We start from the raw sequence: 20,581 nt of genomic DNA, 5'->3' as shown, positions 1-20,581 counted from the left end.
GCGACCGTATGGCGGCGTTCCCGGCAAGCGGGGAGATCAACAGCAAACTGGCGCAACCTGCCGACGCTATTGCCCGCGTGGAGCAGCACTTTGCCATTCACGCGCTGGAAATTGACCGTACCGACGGCATCAGCATGTCGTTCCCGCAGTGGCGCTTCAATCTGCGTTCTTCAAACACCGAGCCGGTGGTGCGCCTGAATGTGGAATCACGGGCGGATGTCCCACTGATGGAAGCGCGAACGCAGGACATTCTGGCGCTGTTGAATCAGTAAAACGAAAACCTTACCCCTCACCCTAACCCTCTCCCCTTTGGGGAGAGGGCGGGGTGAGGGGCAGGTTTTGAACGAAAGGAACAACGATGACGAATCTAAAAAAACGCGAGCGAGCGAGAACGAATGCATCGTTAATCTCTATGGTGCAGCGTTTTTCCGATATCACCATCATGGTCGGTGGATTGTGGGCGGTGTGTTGGGTGAGCGGCCAACCCTTCCTGTACATGCATTTGCTGATGGCTCTGATTGCGCTGGTGGTGTTTCAGATGATCGGTGGGATAACCGATTTCTACCGTTCGTGGCGCGGCGTAAAAATTACCACTGAGCTGATGCTGTTACTGCAAAACTGGACGTTAAGCCTGATTTTCAGCGCCGGGCTGGTGGCGTTTAGCCGTGATTTTGACAACCGGCTGGTGACCTATCTGTGCTGGTACCTGCTAACCAGCGTCGGCATGGTGGTCTGCCGTTCGCTCATTCGCTATGGCGCGGGCTGGCTGCGCAATCGCGGCTACAACACGCGTTATGTTGCCGTGGCGGGTGACTTGCCGGTCGGACAAGCCCTGCTGGACAGTTTCCGCAAAGAGCCGTGGCTGGGTCTTGAGGTTGTAGGGATTTATCACGATGCAAGACCGGGAGGCGTTTCGTCCGACTGGGCCGGGAATGTTGAACAACTGCTCGACGATGCAAAAGCGGGCAAAATCCATAACGTCTATATTGCCATGCCAATGAGCGAGGAAGCGTGCATTAAGCGTCTGGTTCGCAAACTTGCAGATACCACCTGCTCGGTGATCCTCATCCCTGACGTCTTTACCTTCAATATTCTGCACTCGCGTATTGATGAGGTGAACGGTGTGCCGGTGGTACCGCTGTATGACACGCCGCTGTCGGGCATTAACCGCGTGCTTAAGCGCATCGAAGATATCATTCTTTCCTCACTGATTTTACTGCTGATCTCCCCGGTGCTGTGCTGCATTGCGCTGGCGGTTAAGCTGAGTTCTCCAGGCCCGATTATCTTCCGCCAGACCCGCTACGGCATAGACGGTAAACCGATTATGGTGTGGAAGTTCCGCTCCATGAAGGTGATGGAGAACGACAAAGTGGTGACTCAGGCGACGCAAAATGACCCACGCGTCACGCGGGTGGGTAACTTCCTGCGCCGCACATCGCTGGATGAGCTGCCGCAGTTTATCAACGTCTTTACCGGTGGAATGTCGATTGTTGGGCCACGTCCGCACGCGGTGGCTCATAACGAGCAGTATCGCTCGCTGATTGAAGGTTACATGCTGCGCCATAAGGTGAAGCCTGGTATCACCGGCTGGGCGCAGATCAACGGCTGGCGCGGTGAAACCGACACGCTGGAAAAAATGGAAAAACGCATCGAGTTCGACCTGGAGTACATCCGTGAATGGAGCCTCTGGTTTGATATCAAGATCGTCTTTCTGACCATCTTCAAAGGTTTTGTGAACAAAGCGGCGTACTAAGATGAGCTTACGTGAAAAAACCATCAGCGGCGCGAAGTGGTCAGCAATGGCGACCATTGTCATTATCGGCCTGGGGCTGGTGCAGATGACGGTGCTGGCGCGCATTATTGATAATCACCAGTTTGGTCTGCTGACCGTATCGCTGGTGATTATCGCGCTGGCCGATACGCTGTCTGACTTCGGGATCGCCAACTCGATTATTCAGCGCAAGGAGATTAGCCAGCTGGAGCTGACCACGCTCTACTGGCTGAACGTTGGGTTTGGGATCGTCGTTTTTGTGCTGGTGTTCCTGCTGAGTGACACCATCGCCAGTGTGCTGAACAACCCGGATCTTGCCCCGCTGATGCGCACGCTCTCGTTTGCCTTTGTGGTGATCCCTCACGGGCAACAGTTCCGCGCGTTGATGCAAAAAGAGCTGGAGTTCAACAAGATCGGCATGATTGAAACCAGTGCCGTGCTGGCGGGCTTTACCTTCACCGTGGTGAGCGCCCATTTCTGGCCGCTGGCAATGACGGCTATCCTCGGGTATCTGGTGAACTCAACCGTACGCACGCTGCTGTTCGGCTTCTTTGGCCGCAAGATTTACCGCCCGGGGCTGCATTTCTCACTGGCCTCGGTGTCATCTAACCTGCGCTTTGGCGCGTGGCTGACGGCTGACAGCATCATCAACTACGTCAACACCAACCTCTCCACCCTGGTGCTGGCGCGCATTCTGGGGGCGAGCGTCGCGGGGGGCTATAACCTGGCCTACAACGTCGCGGTGGTGCCGCCGATGAAACTGAACCCGATCATCACCCGCGTGCTGTTCCCGGCGTTCGCCAAAATTCAGGATGATACCGGGAAGCTGCGGGTCAATTTCTACAAGCTGCTTTCCGTTGTGGGCATTATCAACTTCCCGGTGCTGCTGGGGCTGATGGTGGTTTCCAGCAACGTTGTGCCGCTGGTGTTTGGCGAGAAGTGGGACAGCATCATCCCCATCCTGCAACTGCTGTGCGTGGTGGGGCTGCTGCGCTCCGTCGGTAACCCGATTGGTTCCCTGCTGATGGCAAAAGCGCGCGTTGATATCAGCTTCAAATTCAATGTGTTCAAAACCTTCCTGTTTATTCCGGCGATTATCGTTGGTGGGCACATGGCAGGGGCTATCGGCGTCACGCTCGGCTTCCTGATGGTGCAGATCATCAATACCGTTCTGAGCTACTTCGTGATGATCAAACCGGTGCTGGGCTCCAGCTATCGTCAGTACATCCTCAGCCTGTGGCTACCGTTTTATCTCTCATTGCCAACGCTTGTTGTCAGCTATGGCCTGGGCGTGGTGCTCAGCGGCCATCTGCCGCTGGTCGCTTTACTGGCGGTGCAGATTGTCGCTGGTGCGGTTGCGTTCGGGGTGATGATGGTGCTGTCACGTAATGCGCTGGTGGTGGAGATGAAGCGCCAGTTTTGCCGTAACGAAAAAATGAAAACGCTGCTTCGCGCAGGCTAATTCTTTAAGAGGCCATTATGAAATTACTTATCCTTGGCAACCATACCTGCGGCAACCGTGGCGACAGCGCCATTCTGCGCGGTTTATTGGATGCAATTAACACTCTTGAGCCTGAGACAGAAGTAGATGTGATGAGCCGTTATCCGGTCAGCTCATCCTGGTTGCTGAACCGTCCGGTGATGGGCGACCCGCTCTACAGCCAGATGAAACAGCACAACAACGTTGCCGGTGTGATGGGGCGGGTGAAGAAAGTGCTGCGCCGTCGCTACCAGCACCAGGTGTTGCTTTCACGCGTCACTGATACCGGCAAGCTGCGCAACATTGCCATTGCACAAGGTTTTACCGATTTTGTTCGCCTGCTGTCGGGCTATGACGCCATTATTCAGGTCGGTGGCTCTTTCTTTGTCGATCTCTATGGTGTGCCGCAATTTGAGCATGCACTCTGTACGTTTATGGCAAAAAAACCGCTGTTTATGATTGGTCACAGCGTGGGGCCATTCCAGGATCCGCAGTTTAACCAGCTGGCGAACTATGTGTTTGCCCACTGTGATGCGCTGATCCTGCGTGAATCGGTGAGCCTTAATCTGATGAAGCGCAGCGATATCGACACCTCAAAAGTTGAGCACGGTGTGGATACCGCCTGGCTGGTGGATCATCAGGACGACCGTTTCCAGGCAAGCTATGCGGTGCAGCACTGGCTGGATGTGGTGGCAAAACAGAAAACCGTTGCTATTACCCTGCGCGAGCTTGCGCCATTCGACAAGCGTCTTGGCACGACCCAGGCGGCGTATGAAGAAGCCTTCGCCGGAGTGGTTAACCGCGTACTGGACAGCGGTTATCAGGTGCTGGCGCTCTCTACCTGTACCGGTATCGACAGCTATAACAAAGATGACCGTATGGTAGCGCTGAACCTGCGCCATCTGGTGAATGATCCATCGCGCTATCACGTGGTGATGGACGAACTGAACGACCTGGAGATGGGCAAGCTGCTCTCGGCCTGCGACCTGACCGTGGGTACCCGTCTGCACTCGGCGATTATCTCCATGAACTTTGGCACGCCTGCAATTGCCATTAACTACGAGCACAAATCAGCGGGCATTATGCAGCAGCTCGGCATGCCTGAGATGGCGGTTGATATCCGTCACTTGCTGGACGGTTCCCTCGGGGCGATGGTTGGCGATACCCTGGGACAGCTACCAGCCATTAACGAACGTCTGGCCGTGGCGGTGAAAGCGGAGCGCGAAAAAGGGATCGGGATGGTGAAATCTGTCCTTGAGCGCGTCGGGGAGGGGAAATGAAGGTTGGTTTCTTCTTACTGAAATTTCCGTTGTCGTCAGAAACCTTTGTGCTGAACCAAATCACCGCGTTTATCGATATGGGATATGACGTGGAGATTATCGCCCTGCAAAAGGGCGATACGCAAAACACCCATGCGGCCTATACGCAATATGGGCTGGAGGCGAAAACCCGCTGGCTCCAGGATGAACCGTCCGGAAGAATGAGTAAGCTGCGCCACCGGGCCAGACAAACCCTGCGTGGCATCCATCGTCCCTCGACCTGGCGTGCGCTGAATGTTTCGCGCTACGGTGCGGAATCACGCAATCTGATCCTCTCGGCCATCTGCGGACAAACGGCGCAGCCGTACCGTGCCGATGTGTTTATCGCCCACTTTGGTCCGGCGGGCGTCACCGCAGCCAAACTGCGCGAACTGGGGGTGATTGACGGCAAAATAGCGACCATTTTTCACGGGATTGATATCTCCAGCCGCGAAGTGTTGAACCACTACACGCCGGAGTATCAGCAGCTTTTTCGCCGCGGCGACATGATGCTACCCATCAGCGAGTTATGGGCCGGACGGCTGAAAAGCATGGGCTGCCCGGGGGAGAAAATCACCGTTTCGCGAATGGGCGTTGATTTGGCGCGTTTTACCCTGCGTCCGGTGAAGGTGCCGGGTACATCGTTGCAGATTATCTCTGTTGCCCGTCTGACCGAGAAAAAAGGGCTGCATGTGGCTATTGAGGCCTGCCGCCAGTTGAAGGCGCTCGGCGTTGATTTTCGTTATCGTATTCTGGGTATTGGCCCGTGGGAGCGCCGCCTGCGCACGCTTATCGAACAGTATCAGCTGGAAGACTATGTCGACATGCCGGGCTTCAAGCCGAGCCACGAGGTAAAAGTGATGCTTGATGAAGCCGATGTGTTCCTGCTGCCGTCCGTGACCGGAGCCGATGGTGATATGGAGGGGATCCCGGTGGCACTGATGGAGGCGATGGCTGTCGGTATTCCGGTGGTATCGACCGTACACAGCGGGATCCCGGAGTTGATCCAGTCTGACTATTCTGGCTGGCTGGTGCCTGAGAACAATGCGCCAGCCCTTGCCGATCGTCTGGCCGCATTTAGCGAAATCGACCCGCAGACGTTGGTACCTGTGCTGCACAATGCCCGACAAAAAGTTGAGGCAGAATTTAACCAGCAGGTGATTAATCGCCAGTTAGCGAGCCTGCTGCAAACGTTGTAACACCGAGGTTGTATGCTGAAAAAGATGACTCGACGCCGCTTTGTCTCTTCCTTATCCGTCCTGGCAGCCATGCCGTTGTTGTCCTCCCGTGCGGCGAACGCGGCAGCCGGGAAGACGGTCTCTGTGAATCAGTACAACAATAACGACTGGATCGCCGCGTTTAAGCAAGCGTTTAGCGAAGGCGATACCGTCGTTGTCCCTGCCGGATTCACCTGTGAAAACATCAATACCGGGATTTTCATTCCCGACGGCAAAACGCTGCTGATCCGGGGGGCATTGAAAGGGAATGGCCGGGGACGTTTTGTCCTGCAGGAAGGGAGCAAAGTCATTGGCGAAGGCGCGGGACGCACGGAGAACATCACGCTGGATGTTCGCGGCTCTGACTGCGAGATAAAAGGGCTGGCGATGAGCGGTTTTGGCCCTGTCGCGCAGATTTTCATCGGCGGTAAGCAGCCTGCTGTTATGCGTAATCTGGTGATTGATAATATCAGCGTGAGCCAGGCCAACTACGCCATTCTGCGCCAGGGGTTCTATAATCAGGTTGATGGTGCCCGTATTACTAACAGTCGATTCAGCCATTTGCAGGGGGATGCCATTGAGTGGAACGTGGCCATCAACGACCGCAATATCCTGATCTCCGACCATGTGATTGACAATATCAACTGCACCAACGGTAAGACCAACTGGGGGATAGGTATTGGCCTTGCCGGCAGCACCTACGACAACGACTACCCGGAAAAGCAGACCGTGAAGAACTTTGTGGTGGCGAATATCACGGGCAGCAATTGCCGTCAGCTAGTGCACGTCGAGAACGGGAAGCACTTTATCATTCGGAATATAAAGGCAAAAAATATCACGCCGGATTTCAGCAAAAAGGCGGGAATAGACAACGCCACCGTCGCCATTTATGGCTGTGACAATTTCGTCATCGATAATGTTGATATGGTCAATAGCGCCGGAATGTTAATCGGCTATGGTGTAATAAAGGGGGATTATCTGTCGATTCCACAAAACTTCAGGCTTAGCGATATTCGCCTTGATAATCGTCAGCTTGACTATAAGTTGCGCGGAATACAGATTTCATCCGGTAATGCCACCTCGTTCGTCGCCATTACCAACGTTGACATACAGCGCGCCACGCTGGAACTGCACAACAAACCACAGCATCTTTTCTTACGCAATATCAATGTGATGCAGGAGGCTGCTATTGGACCTGCGCTGAAGATGAACTTTGATCTGCGCAAAGATGTACGCGGGAAGTTTATGGCAAAAGACGAGACGTTACTGTCGATGGCAAACATCAAGGCGGTAAACGAGAAAGGGCAGAGTTCGGTAGATATCGACCGTGTCGATCAGTTGGTGGTGAATACGGAACGGCTGAATTTCAGTCTTCCGCGCAGATAATCACCAGTTGGTTGTTTTGAGATTTTTCCTGGAGCAGAATCGCGATCTAATCAGATTACAACTACTGTAATTTGTGGTGCTAAGGCGTAACATCAGCCCCGGATTACGGCAAAACATGCTGGCGAAAACAGGTTTAAGAGATATAATTCGTCAACCATTTTAAGGTGGAAGAAATAATGATTAATTTGAAAGCAGTCATTCCGGTAGCGGGTCTGGGCATGCATTTGCTGCCAGCCACAAAAGCCATTCCTAAAGAGATGCTACCGATCGTCGACAAGCCGATGATTCAATACATCGTCGATGAGATTGTTGCTGCAGGTATCAAAGAAATCGTCCTGGTTACACATTCTTCCAAGAATGCAGTAGAGAACCACTTCGACACCTCTTATGAACTCGAAGCGTTGCTTGAGCAGCGCGTAAAGCGTCAGCTGCTGGCGGAAGTTCAGTCTATCTGTCCTCCTGGCGTGACCATCATGAACGTGCGTCAGGCGCAGCCGCTGGGTCTGGGGCACTCCATTTTGTGCGCTCGCCCGATTGTCGGTGACAATCCGTTTATCGTGGTACTGCCGGATATCATTATCGATAGTGCTTTTGCAGATCCGCTGCGTTACAACCTGGCGGCAATGGTCGCACGGTTTAATGAAACCGGTCGTAGCCAGGTACTGGCTAAACGCATGGATGGCGACCTTTCTGAGTACTCGGTTATTGAGACAAAAGAAGCGCTGGAGACGGAAGGGCAGGTGAGCCGTATCGTTGAGTTCATCGAAAAACCGGATCAGCCACAGACGCTGGATTCCGATTTGATGGCGGTAGGACGTTATGTCCTCAATGCGGATATCTGGACCGAACTGGAAAAAACCGAGCCAGGTGCCTGGGACCGTATTCAACTGACTGATGCAATTGCCGAGCTGGCGAAAAAACAGTCTGTTGATGCCATGCTGATGACCGGCGACAGCTACGACTGCGGTAAGAAAATGGGGTATATGCAGGCATTTGTAAACTACGGGCTGCGTAACCTGAAGGAAGGGACGAAGCTCCGTAAAAAGATAGAGCAACTATTGGCTGAGTAGCTGTCTGGTAATTAGACAAAACACAATGGCGGCAGAAGAGCTAATGACATTTTCCCATCGCTCTTTGCCGTTTTTTTTTAAATCAAGTGGTCACATACTGCAGTTAAGAAAAACCAATACAGTAAATCATGGTTTTTTCTTGTCTTGATGTGCAATTAGGATCACAATATCAGATTAAATCTTTAGTACCAATGCGTAAGAAAGATTGATTTTTGAACAATTTACCCATAAGTTTCAGTGTACTGGTAGCTGTTGAGCCAGGGGCGGTAGCGTTCATTTTTCCAAAGTAGATTGATATTACACAGTGTAGGTCACTATATGAAGCAAGCTTTATCGAGAATGAAAATAAAACTGTTATCATATTTTTATAAAAGAAAAAACAGGTCTACACAATTCGGTCGCTATACTGTCTTATTTCGTCGTGCAAATATAACTAATTCTGTAATAGGTGATTATACATATTTTGCGGGAAACGCAACTGTTAATAATTGTCATATTGGGAAGTTTTGTTCAATAGCAGAAGGTGTAAAAATAGGACTTGGAAAACATCCAGTTAATTTTTTTTCTACACATCCCATATTTTACTCAGAAAATACCTGTTTTCCATATAGATTGAAAAATCATAGAGTTAATGAAGATGTGGTTGAATCTATCGCTGAATCTGAAAAAATCACTATAGGTAACGATGTCTGGATTGGCGTAAATGCCATCATAATGGATGGCGTAACTATTGGCGATGGTGCCGTAATTGGGGCTGGATCGGTTGTCACCAAAGATGTTCAACCTTATACTATCGTAGCTGGTGTTCCTGCTAAATTCATTCGGGAAAGACAAAATATAAACTGTTCCTGGTGGGAATTTGATTTAGACACCCTTGTAGAATTTTCCTCAAAATTTAAAAAGGAATTATAATGTATGAGTTAATTTTCAAGGTCAGGCGGAAAATAGCTACACTTTTATCTTCTATTTTATTTCGCTTTTCATTTAAAAAATTTGGAATCAAAAGTGGTATTTTTAAACCTGATATATTGCAAGGGGTTGAATATATAGAGGTTGGCGATAGAGTAGTCATCCAACCGGGATTGTGGGCATTGGCATTAAAAATTGATAACCATAATCCTATTCTGAATATTGGTGATAACGTTTATATTGGCCGTTTTTTACATATTGTAAGTGTCCGCCGTGTAATTATCGAAAAAGACGTACTGATCGCCGATAAGGTATATATATCAGATAACCTTCATGAATACAAAGATATCCAGATTCCAGTAAGCAAACAACCTGTGATATTCAAAGGCGATGTGGTTATTAAAGAGGGTGCTTGGATTGGGGAAAATGTCTCCATCATAGGAGTTTGCATTGGCAGAAATAGTGTAGTCGCAGCAAACTCTGTAGTTACGAAAGATATACCCGATTATTCTGTTTGTGCAGGTGTACCTGCAAAAGTTATCAAAAAATACTGTTTCGAACGAAATGAATGGATCAGTGTTCCTTAATATAATCCATTTTTAATTATTTGAGATAAAAAATGAAAATATTAGTTACTGGTGGTGCCGGTTTCATCGGTTCTGCATTAACACGTTATATTATTAACTCAACAACTGATTCTGTGGTGAATGTTGATAAGTTAACCTATGCAGGTAACCTTCAGTCTTTAAAAGATATTGATAAGAGCGATCGTTATGCTTTTGTTCATGCCGATATTTGTGATGCACAAGCATTAGATACAATTTTTGCTACCCATAAACCAGATGCAGTTATGCATTTGGCGGCCGAAAGTCACGTTGACCGTTCGATTACTGGTCCTGCAGCATTTATTGAGACAAATATCGTTGGAACTTATGTTTTGCTGGAAGCTGCCAGAAAATACTGGCACGGTCTGACAGATGAAAAGAAAAAAAGTTTTCGTTTTCACCATATTTCTACTGATGAGGTGTATGGTGATCTCCCTCATCCAGATGAGTGGGATAAAGATATCAGCCTACCATTGTTTACTGAAAAAACGTCTTATGCCCCAAGTAGCCCTTATTCCGCATCCAAAGCCTCAAGCGATCATTTAGTTCGCGCATGGCACCGTACTTATAATTTCCCTGTTATTGTTACTAATTGCTCGAACAACTACGGTCCGTATCATTTCCCCGAGAAATTAATCCCGCTAGTGATCCTGAATGCCTTGCAGGGTAAACCACTTCCGATCTACGGTAAAGGTGATCAAATTCGTGACTGGCTGTTTGTTGAAGATCATGCCCGCGCACTCTATGCCGTAATAACTAAAGGCGTAGTAGGGGAAACCTACAACATTGGTGGCTACAACGAGAAAAAGAATATCGAAGTGGTGCAGACGATCTGCGACATTCTTAACGAAATTGTGCCGAAAGATACCTCATACAGTCAATTGATCTCTTACGTTGCTGATCGACCTGGCCACGATCGCCGCTATGCGATTGATGCAAGCAAGATCACTCTGGAACTTGGCTGGAAACCTGAAGAGACATTTGAATCTGGAATTAAGAAAACGATTCATTGGTACCTTAATAATCAGGATTGGGTCCAAAATGTTATGAGTGGTGCTTACCAGGACTGGATCAACGAAAATTACGAGCAACGCTAATCTTTTCAATCCGTAATAAGAAGCTTTGAACATGTCAAAAAGAAAAGGAATTATTTTAGCTGGTGGTTCAGGTACTCGCCTTTACCCAGTCACGATGGCCGTCAGTAAACAGTTGCTGCCTATCTATGATAAGCCGATGATTTATTATCCGTTAAGCACGTTGATGCTTGCGGGTATTCGGGATATTCTCATCATTAGTACGCCTCAGGATACACCACGCTTTGAGCAGCTGCTCGGCAATGGTAACAAATGGGGACTGAACATTGAGTATAAAGTTCAGGAAAGCCCAGATGGTCTTGCCCAGGCCTTTATTATCGGTGAAGAATTCATCGGTGAGGATTCTTGCGCTCTGGTTCTTGGCGATAATGTTTTTTATGGTCACGATTTACCGAAAGAACTTGAAATGGCAGTGAATCAGGAGAAAGGGGCTACAGTCTTTGCATATCATGTGAAAGATCCCGAGCGTTATGGCGTCGTGGATTTTGATGAAAATGGCAAGGCGCTCTCTTTAGAAGAGAAACCACTGAAACCAAAAAGTAATTATGCGGTCACTGGTCTCTATTTCTATGATAATGACGTCATTGAAATGGCTAAACAGCTAAAACCATCAGCCCGCGGTGAGTTGGAAATTACAGATATCAACCGTATTTATCTGGAAAAAAATGAACTCTCTGTGGCGATTATGGGGCGCGGTTACGCATGGCTTGATACTGGCACTCATGAAAGTTTGATTGAGGCTGGGAATTTTATTCAGACTATTGAATCACGTCAGGGGCTCAAAGTTTCTTGCCCTGAAGAAATTGCGTTCCGTAAAGGTTTTATCGATAAGAAACAGTTAGCAAAATTAGCTAAAGAACTCAATAAAAACGACTATGGCAAATATTTACAGCATTTGGCCAAAGACTAATTTCTAACTTAGAATACTTAGATACGTATGAAAATTATTGAAACCCCTTTAAAAGATGCCGTCATTATTGAACCAAAAGTGTTTGGTGATGAACGAGGCTATTTCTTCGAAGTGTATCAAAAAAAACGCTACCAGGAGCTGGGATTCGACCTGGACTTTGTACAGGATAACCGTTCCAAATCCACAAAAAATGTCCTGCGCGGACTGCATTTTCAGAAAACAAAGCCACAGGGTAAACTTGTTTCAGTAACTCAAGGCACCGTATTTGATGTTGCTGTTGATCTCCGTCCAGGGTCGTCAACTTTTGGCCAGCATCATTCGGTTATTCTGTCCGAAGATAATTTTCTCCAGTTTTATATTCCGCCCGGTTTCGCTCATGGCTTCTGTGTGCTGAGTGATACGGCAAGTTTCCAGTATAAATGCACGGATTACTATGATCCCACTGATGAAGGCGGGCTTATCTGGAACGATCCGGAATTGGGTATAGAATGGCCAGTTTCGAATCCCGTGGTCTCAGCAAAAGACTGTATTTTACCTTCCCTTGCAAGTATCAAAGAACAGATTCTGAAAGGCTGGAATAATGTCTAAGTATACAGTTATAGGTGGTAACGGCTTTATTGGTTCCCATATAGTTACGTTGCTTCGGGAACAGGGTCATGAAGTTGTTGTTCCCGACCGTACTACATGCAATTCTCTGGGCGGTGACTTGGGGAAAGTTATCTATTGCGCCGGTAATGGTGATTGTGCAAAAAGCTACTTCTCTGTGCTCGAAGCAAACACAGTCTTGTTAGCAAGATTGTTGCAGAATGCGAAATTTGAGAAACTGGTATATATATCGTCAACGCGAGTCTATATGAACTATAGTAGCGCGAATGAAACTGACGATCTGGTTGTTACCGCCGATGATAACAGAAAGCTCTTTAACCTTACAAAACTGGTAGCAGAAGAGTTGTGCCTTAAGAGCGAACGTGATGTTACCGTAGTTCGTCCGAGCAATGTTTATGGATTAGCTCTCAACAGTACATTGTTCCTGCCTTCAATTATCCGGCATGCCATTAATAATGGTGAAATAAACATGTTTGTCGCACCTGAATATGCCAAAGATTATGTCTCGGTAAATGATGTAGCTAAAGTTTGTGTGTGGCTAGCCGAACATAAAAACACTAATAAAGAAATATACAACGTGGCATCGGGATTTAATGTTACAGCAAAAGAGATTGCTGATGTTATCCAGAATGAAACGGCCTGTAAGGTTAACTGGCATGATGGAAATTTCCCTCGTGAAGAATTCCCAATTACCAGCATAAAAAAATTATCTGCTCAGTATTCTGATTTTAAACCTCAACATGTGCTTGAGGATTTAAAAATTATGATAGCTAGTTATAAAGATGAACTGGCGAAATAAATATGAGTGGTTTCAGAAGGTTAGTTAAGAATTCTTTCTCCAATATAATAAATGGCTTCTCAAATGTAATACTTGGAGTGGTCATCTCTCCTGTCTTATTACATAATCTTTCAAAGGTCGATTTTTCGATCTGGTCGCTTACCCTTCAGGTAGGTGTTTTGGTCGGAATCATTGGGATAGGTATTCAGGTTACGGTAGGGCGCTATGTCGCCCTCTATTTAAATGATCTCCTGAGACGCCAAAAGGCAATGCATCAGTCATTGTTGTTTGCTCTGCTACTCGGTGTGGTATGTTTAAGTGGTATCTTAGTTTTAGCACAATTCTTTTTCTCTTTATTCCCAGAAGTAGCAGAAACAAGTGTTAATGCTAAACAGATATTTATTCTTATTAGTGCTTCATTTGTTATAAATAATATTTCTGCACCTTTTGTTGGTTATTTCACAGGCATAGAATGTAACGACGTAACTGCTCGCGTAAATATCTTTTTTAAGATTTTGCTGGGTGCCTCGATCCTCATGCTTGTTGACCACGGGCTTGATGTAATTGCATGGGTTTATTTTATAATAAACAGTTTTAACCAACTGGCATTTTATGTTCTGTATAAAATAAAAAACCGAACTGAAAAAATAAAAGTAGCATTTGATAAAGAGTTATTTAGAACCATAGTAGTGTTTTTTAGTGGATTGTTGGTGTGGAATATTGCTCAGTTCTTAATTTCAGGAATAGGCACCTTCACTGTCGGTAAATTTGCCTTCCAGGAACTTGCCGGGTTTGCAGTGTTGATGACTCTTGTTAATACTGGGGTAGGGATCCTCGGGGCTATGATTAATCCTATCATTCAACCTATGCTAAGAATGCATAACCAAGGGAAAAACCAGCATGTTGAACTTCTGGTTAATAAACTGACCTTCCTTTTCGCGATGATAGTTTTCATTGGTGTTTTTATTGCCTGGTTTATCTCAATTCATATACTTGGCGTCTGGTTGGGGTATCAACAAGCTGTTAGTTTACACATTATGTTCTCTTTGCTGCTTGCAGCTTATCTCATTCGAATGATTGCAGCACCCTATGGACTCATGTTGGTCGCTTATGGAAAGCAGTTGTCTATTGCCTATTTGCCGGTGATTGAAGGTTTATTTAACTTTGCTTTATCGATTTTCTTTGTCCGTATTTATGGAGCCATTGGAATTGCCTACTCGACATTCATATCAGGTGTGTTGATCATGATTGTTTACGCATGCAAGTATCGGGCTGAAGCAGAAACAAAATCGAAAATGATATTTGTCTCATTCCTGCTTATACCTCTGATGATTGCCGTTGGTTTGGTTAGCCTTGTAATGACGGAATCGGTAAAGACGCATTGTATTGTTTATGGTATCCAGGTCGTCTGTGTTGCTGCATTTGTTGTATTCATTTTAAAGCAAGTAAAAAGCATAAAAAATTTACTAAATCAATACTAAATTAGTTATGGTGAAAGTGTGAAAAAAGTTGGGCTCGTCACAGTTTTGTTCAATTCTCCGGGTGTGTTACCTGATTTTTATTTGAGTGTTGAAAAACAAAATTATCAGAACAAACATCTCTATATTGTCGATAATAGTACAAACCAGGACTCTCTAAACTTAACGCAAGAGCTGCTCCAGACTAAGAACATAGAGTATACCTTCATAAATAACGAGGGTAACAATGTTGGAGTCGCACAGGCCAACAATCAGGGTATTGAACAAGCTCTTAAAGAAGGGTGTGAGTATATATTACTCACTAATAATGACCTGATTTTTGAAGGCGAAGATACACTTAGCAAAATGCTAGATCTGGCTGAAGAGGAACAATGCAGGTTGGTTTCTCCTGTCATCTTTAGTTATCCAGAAAAAAAAGTGTGGTATGCAGGGGCATTCTTCAATAAGAAGAAGGCAATAGCGTCTCATTTGTTTGAGGGTGCTGACTACAAAGACGTTCATGCTGACATCCCGAAAGAATGTGATTACGCACCAACATGCTTCTTACTTGTTCATGCTTCCGTTTTTACCGCTATTGGGATGATGGATGCTCGTTACTTTGCGTACTACGATGACACAGATTTCCTGTATCGTGCGCACAAAGCAGGTAACAATGTTCGAATTCTTAACGAGCCACTCGTATTTCATAAAGTCAGTACTTCCACTGGTGGTGGATTGAGTCTATTTGGTGCGTATTATCTGACTCGAAACCGCATATTTTTTGCCAGAAAAAATATTGAAGCACCTTATTATATTATGAGCATTTTATTTACTATCATAACTCGGTTGATTTATCCACTTTGTCGCAAAACTCCCTATAAAATATATAAGGCATTTATTAGGGGTATTGTCGATGGGTTAATGCTTAAAAAATAAATGTTAAACTCATTATTATATGTCTGTCAGGAATAATTAAGAGGTCGTGGTGAGCGAAATTTCTAGTAGCACACTTGTCAACAATTATAATTTAACGACAACTTTTATTGTCAAATCTCTCATTGGGCTATTATTAGTAAACTCTCTCTTCAGCGGTGTTGATTTTTCTCAGATAGGATTGATGAAAGGTCTGTCTAGCATTGTTGATTTTAGCATAAAGATAATATTAGTTTTTGTATTACTCATAATTTTTAAAATTCGTAGTTTTGATCTTTTTAAAATAACATTATTCTCATTTATCCTTATTATAGGTGCAGCACTGGGGGCGTTTTATCATGGTGATGACTATGATAAGACCTTAGCACTTTTACTGAATATGTTATTGTGGTTTATCATATTCTGCTATGCTAAGGATCTTGAGCGATATTTTAATATCTATCGGTTTTCTGTAAAGATGTCGAGCGCATTCCTGGGTATGGCTCTGATACTCTACTTTATGGCAAAGCAAGGCTACCATGTTAAAGTGTTAGGTGGCGCTTGGTTGTATGATGAAAATTTTCGATTTGCTGGAACTTTCGCTGAACCAAGTTTAAACGGGTACTTTTATGGCCTGATGTTTCTGATGGTCATATTATCAAACCAAAAGTATCGACTTCTTCTTGCATTGGTGTTCGCATTTGCTACATATATTTCAGGTGCAAAATTCTCATTCCTCATTATTCCTGTTCTTCTTGGGTTGACTTATTTTTTTAAATTTAAAGGTTTTTTAAATTATACGTATCAGCTCATTCCATTATCTTTTATAATTCTCTTTGTTAGTCTTGCATTTACTTACTATGATTTTTTTGCACTGATTGCTTCACATTCGTCAAATCCTGCCACGATGACCTATGTAACTCGTCTTGGCTTTCCGATAGTAAGCATCTGGCATCTAAGTGACTATCCATTAGGTAGTGGGGTCTATGGTTTTAAAAGTACGCTGCAACCTTTTATTATTGATTATTGCAATGCTCTTTCTAGTCTGGATGTAAACTGTAACGAAATGAAATCTTACTTGTCGTCACAGGACCCCAGTGCATTTGAGAGTTTTGCACCAAAAGATGTCTTAAGTTTTATTATTTTAACATTTGGATTGCCTGGGTTGTTCTTGTTCGTTATGAGCATTTGTCTGTTATCAGCAAGACTTAAGGTAAACAAAAGTTATTTTATAATTTTAATGTATATCGTGGCCTCTATGCTGTTTACATTACCATTTAGGTTTATTCTTTTCTATTCCTTCTTTATGTTTCAGTGTTACATTTACAGAATGCCGAGTAATAAATGATTTATATTAATGCGAGATTTTTGACTCAACGCAAAACTGGTGTGCAACAGTATGCATTAGTATTATGTCGCGAACTGGTTAAATACGTGCCTGATATTTGTTTCTTAACGCCAAATGCTGCACTTATTGATGAGCGATGGGCGCAGGAGTTTAATATTCTTGAAGTTGGAAAACGTAACGGCCATTTTTGGGAACAAATTGAATTACCTCGTTATCTGAAAAGCATTGGTAGTCCATTGCTGCTTTGTTTCACTGGCCTTTCTCCGGCATTTTATAAGAATTGTTACTTTACTATTCATGATATGTCATTGTATGCATATCCAAAATGGTTTCGCTTCTTGTATCGTGCGGTGTATAAGATTAATTACACCATTCAATCGAAATATGCACTAGGAATATTTACAGTAAGTGATTTTTCTAAAGCTGAGATAGAGAAGTTTCTTGCTGTTGACTCCGATAAAATTACTGTATTGCGTAATTCTGTTGATACAAGTGTTAAAGTTTATAAAAAAAATGAAACTGAGTCTGCAAAACGTAATGAGATTTTGTTAGTAGGAACACTTGAACCGAGAAAGAATATAGAATTTGTAATCAACGCTTTTTTGAACTCAGGTATCGAAGATTATAAATTAGTCGTGGTCGGTGGATTGGGAACTGCTTTCTCGAAAGTGACTTTTTCGCAGCATGAGAGAATTAAATTTTGTGGCTACTTGTCCGATGAGGAATTGGAATTAAAATATAGAGAAGCTTCTATTTTTGTTTATCCTTCACTATATGAAGGATTCGGACTTCCTCCTCTGGAAGCAATGCAACGCGGTTGCCCTGTGATGGCATCTGATCGCGCTAGTATCCCTGAAGTCTGTGGTGATGCTGCGTACTATTTTAACCCAGAGGACTCAGCCGATTTTAGTACTAAACTACATGAATTAGTTGATAATTATGATGAGATCAGTCCAGTGCTAATACGCAATGGATATCACAGACTGGAACAATTTGACGTGCGTGATGTTGCATTGAAACTTTTGGATGTAATCTCTCAAAGGAATATTTGAATGAAGGTGTTACAAGTTAGTAAATTCTACCCTCCAGTACATGGTGGAATCGAGCAGGTTGCATTCGATATAAGTGAAGGTATTGCAAAAAATAATGACCAGCCTGTTGATGTATTGTGTGTTGACCCAATAGGGGAAAGAGAAAACGACGGTAAATTCCATTATAAGATTTATCGCCAGAAACTGTTCGCTCAGCTTTTTTCTACTCCATTATCATTCTCCCTGATTTCTCGCTGGCGGGAGATCAGAAATAATTATGATGTGATTCATGTCCATCTTCCAAATCCGTTAGCCGTATTGGCTCTGTTTTTATTTCCACCAAAAGGGAAGATTGTTCTTCATTGGCACAGTGACATTGTTAAACAGAAGAAGTTGCTGATGTTTTTTTCTCCGTTGCAAAAATGGATTTTAGATAAAAGTACGAGTATTATTGTCACGAGTCCAGTTTACGGCCAGTCTTCTCCTACGCTGCAACCTTATCAGGATAAAATTGTCTGTATTCCCATTGGTGTAGACACACATGTTATGCCTCTAAATGAGGAACTTGAAAAAAATATCAGGCAGCATTATCAAGACAAAAAAATTATATTTTCATTAGGTCGCCTTGTTTATTATAAAGGGATGGAGTACCTGATTGATGCAGCAAAAGAACTTCCCGATAATTATGTTGTTTTAATTGGTGGCACAGGCCCATTGATCGACACGTTAAAACAAAAAGTGATTAATGATGGTTTGTCAGATAAGGTAGTCTTACTTGGAAGTATTAACTATTCTGATTTGGCTTCATATTATAAAGCTTGTGATGTTTTTTGTCTGCCTTCAATTCATGAGTCAGAAGCATTTGGTGTAGTCCAGCTTGAAGCCATGAGTTTCTCCAGACCACTGGTATCGACAAATATTCCACGTAGTGGTGTAGCTTGGGTTAACCAGCACAACGAGACTGGAATAGTTGTTGAGCCAAATGATGCTAAAGCACTTGCTAAAGGAATAGTCTCGGCGATTCATGGGAGCGAAACTTATAGTAAAGGTGCGAAGACCAGATTTGATACTATGTTTACCAAAGAATTGATGGTTAAGAATATAATTAATTTATATTCAACATTAAAGTGAGTGCAATAATGTCATTATTTCCTGTTGTTATGGCCGGCGGTTCCGGCAGTCGTTTATGGCCGCTTTCTCGAGTTCTCTATCCAAAGCAATTTCTTTGCCTGGAAGGTGAGCTGACAATGTTACAAGCGACGATTAATCGATTGCAAGGTATCGAATGTGAAAGCCCGGTCGTTATTTGTAACGAGCAGCACCGCTTTATCGTTGCTGAGCAACTGCGCCAGATGAATAAACTTACTGAAAACATTATTCTCGAGCCTGTTGGTCGAAATACTGCTCCAGCGATAGCGCTGGCAGCACTTGCTGCAGTGCGTACCCAACCTGATGGTAATGCGCTCATGCTTGTACTGGCTGCAGACCATGTCATTCAGGACGAAGATGCCTTTCGCAGCTCAGTTCGCAAGGCTTTGCCTTATGCTGAAAATGGTAAGCTTGTGACCTTTGGTATTGTTCCGAATAAACCAGAGACGGGTTACGGGTACATCCGCCGTGGGGTTCCTTGTGGTGATGCTGAATTTGCTGATGCTTTTAACGTCGCAAAATTTGTTGAGAAACCAAATCTGGAAACTGCTGAAGCTTATGTTGCTTGCGGAGAGTATTACTGGAATAGCGGTATGTTCCTGTTTCGTGCCGATCGCTATCTTGAGGAACTGAAAAAATATCGTCCAGATATTCTTGAAGCCTGCGAAAAAGCAATGAGTACTGTCGATCCTGATCTTAATTTTATTCGTGTTGACCAGGATGCTTTCCGGGCCTGTCCTGACGAATCGATCGATTATGCTGTGATGGAACAGACTTCTGATGCTGTTGTAGTACCAATGGATGCTGGCTGGAGTGACGTGGGATCCTGGTCATCGCTTTGGGACATCAGCCATAAGACGGCCGAAGGGAATGTCATAACAGGCGATGTTTTGTCTTGCAATACGGAAAATAGCTTCCTGTATTCTGAATCAGGTCTGTTGGCTACCGTTGGTGTGAAAGATCTGGTCGTTGTGCAGACTAAGGATGCTGTACTGATTGCCGATCGCAATGCTGTTCAGGACGTAAAAAAGATTGTTGAATCGATCAAAGCAGATGGCCGCCATGAGCACCATACTCACCGCGAAGTTTATCGTCCCTGGGGCAAATATGACTCGATTGATACGGGGAGCCGTTATCAGGTCAAGCGACTTACCGTGAAACCAGGTGAAGGTATTTCTCTTCAGATGCATCACCACCGTGCCGAGCATTGGATTGTTGTTGCGGGAACTGCGCAAGTCACAATCAATGAACAAACAAAACTGCTTGGCGAAAACGAGTCTGTTTATATTCCTGTTGGAGCAACGCACTGTCTGGAAAACCCTGGAAAGATCCCTCTGGAATTGATTGAGGTTCGCTCCGGTTCCTATCTTGGAGAAGATGATATTGTGCGTTTGGCTGACAGATATGGTCGTGTTTGAGATTACGGTAAAACTATCATGGAAAAATTAACCTGTTTTAAAGCCTACGATATTCGCGGCAAGCTGGGTGAAGAGCTGAATGAAGATATTGCGTGGCGCATTGGCCGCGCGTACGGCGAATATTTAAAACCGCAGACCATCG

The 20,581-nt window shown here is 44.9% G+C and carries 19 protein-coding genes and 1 pseudogene; all 20 read left to right on the top strand.

Annotated features, from left to right (window positions below; genetic code table 11):
• Positions 1 to 272 (top strand): annotated as a pseudogene (locus ACHHZ6_RS24065) (phosphomannomutase CpsG); the annotation flags it as partial.
• An 86-nt stretch (positions 273 to 358) separates the two neighbouring features.
• Positions 359 to 1,753 (top strand): undecaprenyl-phosphate glucose phosphotransferase, encoded by a 1,395-nt coding sequence (gene wcaJ / locus ACHHZ6_RS24060; protein ID WP_182271977.1) that lies wholly within the window; start codon positions 359 to 361, stop codon positions 1,751 to 1,753.
• A gap of 1 nt (position 1,754) precedes the next feature.
• A complete protein-coding gene (gene wzxC, locus ACHHZ6_RS24055; RefSeq protein ID WP_395123166.1) occupies positions 1,755 to 3,233 on the top strand; it encodes a colanic acid undecaprenyl disphosphate flippase WzxC in 1,479 nt (492 codons plus the stop codon).
• Between the two features lie 17 nt (positions 3,234 to 3,250).
• A complete protein-coding gene (gene wcaK, locus ACHHZ6_RS24050) occupies positions 3,251 to 4,531 on the top strand; it encodes a colanic acid biosynthesis pyruvyl transferase WcaK (RefSeq protein ID WP_395123165.1) in 1,281 nt (426 codons plus the stop codon).
• Positions 4,528 to 5,748 carry a colanic acid biosynthesis glycosyltransferase WcaL gene (wcaL, locus tag ACHHZ6_RS24045; protein WP_395123164.1) on the top strand — a complete coding sequence of 407 codons (1,221 nt, stop codon included), beginning with the start codon at positions 4,528 to 4,530 and terminating at the stop codon, positions 5,746 to 5,748. Before wcaK ends, wcaL begins: the two co-directional genes overlap by 4 nt.
• Before the next feature lie 12 nt (positions 5,749 to 5,760).
• A complete protein-coding gene (wcaM, locus tag ACHHZ6_RS24040) occupies positions 5,761 to 7,152 on the top strand; it encodes a colanic acid biosynthesis protein WcaM (protein WP_196390214.1) in 1,392 nt (463 codons plus the stop codon).
• Positions 7,153 to 7,328: 176 nt separating this feature from the next.
• A complete protein-coding gene (galF, locus tag ACHHZ6_RS24035; RefSeq protein WP_395123163.1) occupies positions 7,329 to 8,222 on the top strand; it encodes a UTP--glucose-1-phosphate uridylyltransferase GalF in 894 nt (297 codons plus the stop codon).
• A 318-nt stretch (positions 8,223 to 8,540) separates the two neighbouring features.
• Positions 8,541 to 9,134, top strand: a complete 594-nt coding sequence (locus ACHHZ6_RS24030) for a CatB-related O-acetyltransferase (RefSeq protein WP_395123162.1) — start codon at positions 8,541 to 8,543, stop codon at positions 9,132 to 9,134.
• Positions 9,134 to 9,718 (top strand): acyltransferase, encoded by a 585-nt coding sequence (locus ACHHZ6_RS24025; protein WP_395123161.1) that lies wholly within the window; start codon positions 9,134 to 9,136, stop codon positions 9,716 to 9,718. The genes ACHHZ6_RS24030 and ACHHZ6_RS24025 overlap by 1 nt, the downstream gene beginning before the upstream one ends.
• 32 nt (positions 9,719 to 9,750) lie before the next feature.
• Entirely contained in the window at positions 9,751 to 10,833 is a 1,083-nt protein-coding gene (gene rfbB / locus ACHHZ6_RS24020; RefSeq protein ID WP_395123160.1) for a dTDP-glucose 4,6-dehydratase, read from the top strand.
• A gap of 31 nt (positions 10,834 to 10,864) precedes the next feature.
• Positions 10,865 to 11,740, top strand: a complete 876-nt coding sequence (gene rfbA, locus ACHHZ6_RS24015; protein WP_395123159.1) for a glucose-1-phosphate thymidylyltransferase RfbA — start codon at positions 10,865 to 10,867, stop codon at positions 11,738 to 11,740.
• Between the two features lie 27 nt (positions 11,741 to 11,767).
• Entirely contained in the window at positions 11,768 to 12,328 is a 561-nt protein-coding gene (gene rfbC / locus ACHHZ6_RS24010; protein WP_395123158.1) for a dTDP-4-dehydrorhamnose 3,5-epimerase, read from the top strand.
• On the top strand, positions 12,321 to 13,145 hold the full coding sequence (locus ACHHZ6_RS24005; RefSeq protein WP_395123157.1) for an NAD-dependent epimerase/dehydratase family protein: 825 nt from the start codon (positions 12,321 to 12,323) through the stop codon (positions 13,143 to 13,145). The genes rfbC and ACHHZ6_RS24005 overlap by 8 nt, the downstream gene beginning before the upstream one ends.
• 2 nt (positions 13,146 to 13,147) lie before the next feature.
• Positions 13,148 to 14,605 carry a flippase gene (locus ACHHZ6_RS24000; RefSeq protein ID WP_395123156.1) on the top strand — a complete coding sequence of 486 codons (1,458 nt, stop codon included), beginning with the start codon at positions 13,148 to 13,150 and terminating at the stop codon, positions 14,603 to 14,605.
• 18 nt (positions 14,606 to 14,623) lie between these two features.
• The gene (locus ACHHZ6_RS23995) at positions 14,624 to 15,517 is read left to right on the top strand and encodes a glycosyltransferase family 2 protein (RefSeq protein ID WP_395123155.1); all 894 of its coding nucleotides are present in this window, start codon (positions 14,624 to 14,626) and stop codon (positions 15,515 to 15,517) included.
• Positions 15,518 to 15,566: 49 nt separating this feature from the next.
• Positions 15,567 to 16,841, top strand: a complete 1,275-nt coding sequence (locus tag ACHHZ6_RS23990; protein ID WP_395123154.1) for an oligosaccharide repeat unit polymerase — start codon at positions 15,567 to 15,569, stop codon at positions 16,839 to 16,841.
• Positions 16,838 to 17,893: a glycosyltransferase family 4 protein gene (locus tag ACHHZ6_RS23985; protein WP_395123153.1), complete on the top strand. Its 1,056-nt coding sequence runs from the start codon at positions 16,838 to 16,840 to the stop codon at positions 17,891 to 17,893. Before ACHHZ6_RS23990 ends, ACHHZ6_RS23985 begins: the two co-directional genes overlap by 4 nt.
• On the top strand, positions 17,894 to 19,003 hold the full coding sequence (locus ACHHZ6_RS23980; RefSeq protein ID WP_395123152.1) for a glycosyltransferase: 1,110 nt from the start codon (positions 17,894 to 17,896) through the stop codon (positions 19,001 to 19,003).
• A gap of 8 nt (positions 19,004 to 19,011) precedes the next feature.
• A complete protein-coding gene (gene cpsB / locus ACHHZ6_RS23975; protein WP_395123151.1) occupies positions 19,012 to 20,439 on the top strand; it encodes a mannose-1-phosphate guanyltransferase in 1,428 nt (475 codons plus the stop codon).
• Positions 20,440 to 20,457: 18 nt separating this feature from the next.
• Positions 20,458 to 20,581: hypothetical protein (locus tag ACHHZ6_RS23970; protein ID WP_395123167.1), on the top strand; the 124-nt coding region annotated here is incomplete at its 3' end.

This window comes from Enterobacter cloacae complex sp. 2024EL-00214 (assembly GCF_043945575.1).
GTDB classification, from domain to species: Bacteria; Pseudomonadota; Gammaproteobacteria; order Enterobacterales; family Enterobacteriaceae; genus Enterobacter; species Enterobacter cloacae_P.
This window is presented reverse-complemented; position numbering and strand designations above follow the sequence as displayed.

Bases quoted from the DNA above. Each gene is read 5' to 3' on its own strand.
- ACHHZ6_RS24000 (WP_395123156.1), top strand. From the start codon at position 13,148: ATGAGTGGTTTCAGAAGGTTAGTTAAGAATTCTTTCTCCAATATAATA.
- ACHHZ6_RS24030 (WP_395123162.1), top strand. From the start codon at position 8,541: ATGAAGCAAGCTTTATCGAGAATGAAAATAAAACTGTTATCATATTTT.
- ACHHZ6_RS23980 (WP_395123152.1), top strand. From the start codon at position 17,894: ATGAAGGTGTTACAAGTTAGTAAATTCTACCCTCCAGTACATGGTGGA.
- cpsB (WP_395123151.1), top strand. From the start codon at position 19,012: ATGTCATTATTTCCTGTTGTTATGGCCGGCGGTTCCGGCAGTCGTTTA.
- ACHHZ6_RS24025 (WP_395123161.1), top strand. From the start codon at position 9,134: ATGTATGAGTTAATTTTCAAGGTCAGGCGGAAAATAGCTACACTTTTA.
- wcaJ (WP_182271977.1), top strand. From the start codon at position 359: ATGACGAATCTAAAAAAACGCGAGCGAGCGAGAACGAATGCATCGTTA.
- ACHHZ6_RS23985 (WP_395123153.1), top strand. From the start codon at position 16,838: ATGATTTATATTAATGCGAGATTTTTGACTCAACGCAAAACTGGTGTG.
- galF (WP_395123163.1), top strand. From the start codon at position 7,329: ATGATTAATTTGAAAGCAGTCATTCCGGTAGCGGGTCTGGGCATGCAT.
- rfbB (WP_395123160.1), top strand. From the start codon at position 9,751: ATGAAAATATTAGTTACTGGTGGTGCCGGTTTCATCGGTTCTGCATTA.
- rfbC (WP_395123158.1), top strand. From the start codon at position 11,768: ATGAAAATTATTGAAACCCCTTTAAAAGATGCCGTCATTATTGAACCA.
- wcaM (WP_196390214.1), top strand. From the start codon at position 5,761: ATGCTGAAAAAGATGACTCGACGCCGCTTTGTCTCTTCCTTATCCGTC.
- wcaK (WP_395123165.1), top strand. From the start codon at position 3,251: ATGAAATTACTTATCCTTGGCAACCATACCTGCGGCAACCGTGGCGAC.
- rfbA (WP_395123159.1), top strand. From the start codon at position 10,865: ATGTCAAAAAGAAAAGGAATTATTTTAGCTGGTGGTTCAGGTACTCGC.
- ACHHZ6_RS24005 (WP_395123157.1), top strand. From the start codon at position 12,321: ATGTCTAAGTATACAGTTATAGGTGGTAACGGCTTTATTGGTTCCCAT.
- wzxC (WP_395123166.1), top strand. From the start codon at position 1,755: ATGAGCTTACGTGAAAAAACCATCAGCGGCGCGAAGTGGTCAGCAATG.
- wcaL (WP_395123164.1), top strand. From the start codon at position 4,528: ATGAAGGTTGGTTTCTTCTTACTGAAATTTCCGTTGTCGTCAGAAACC.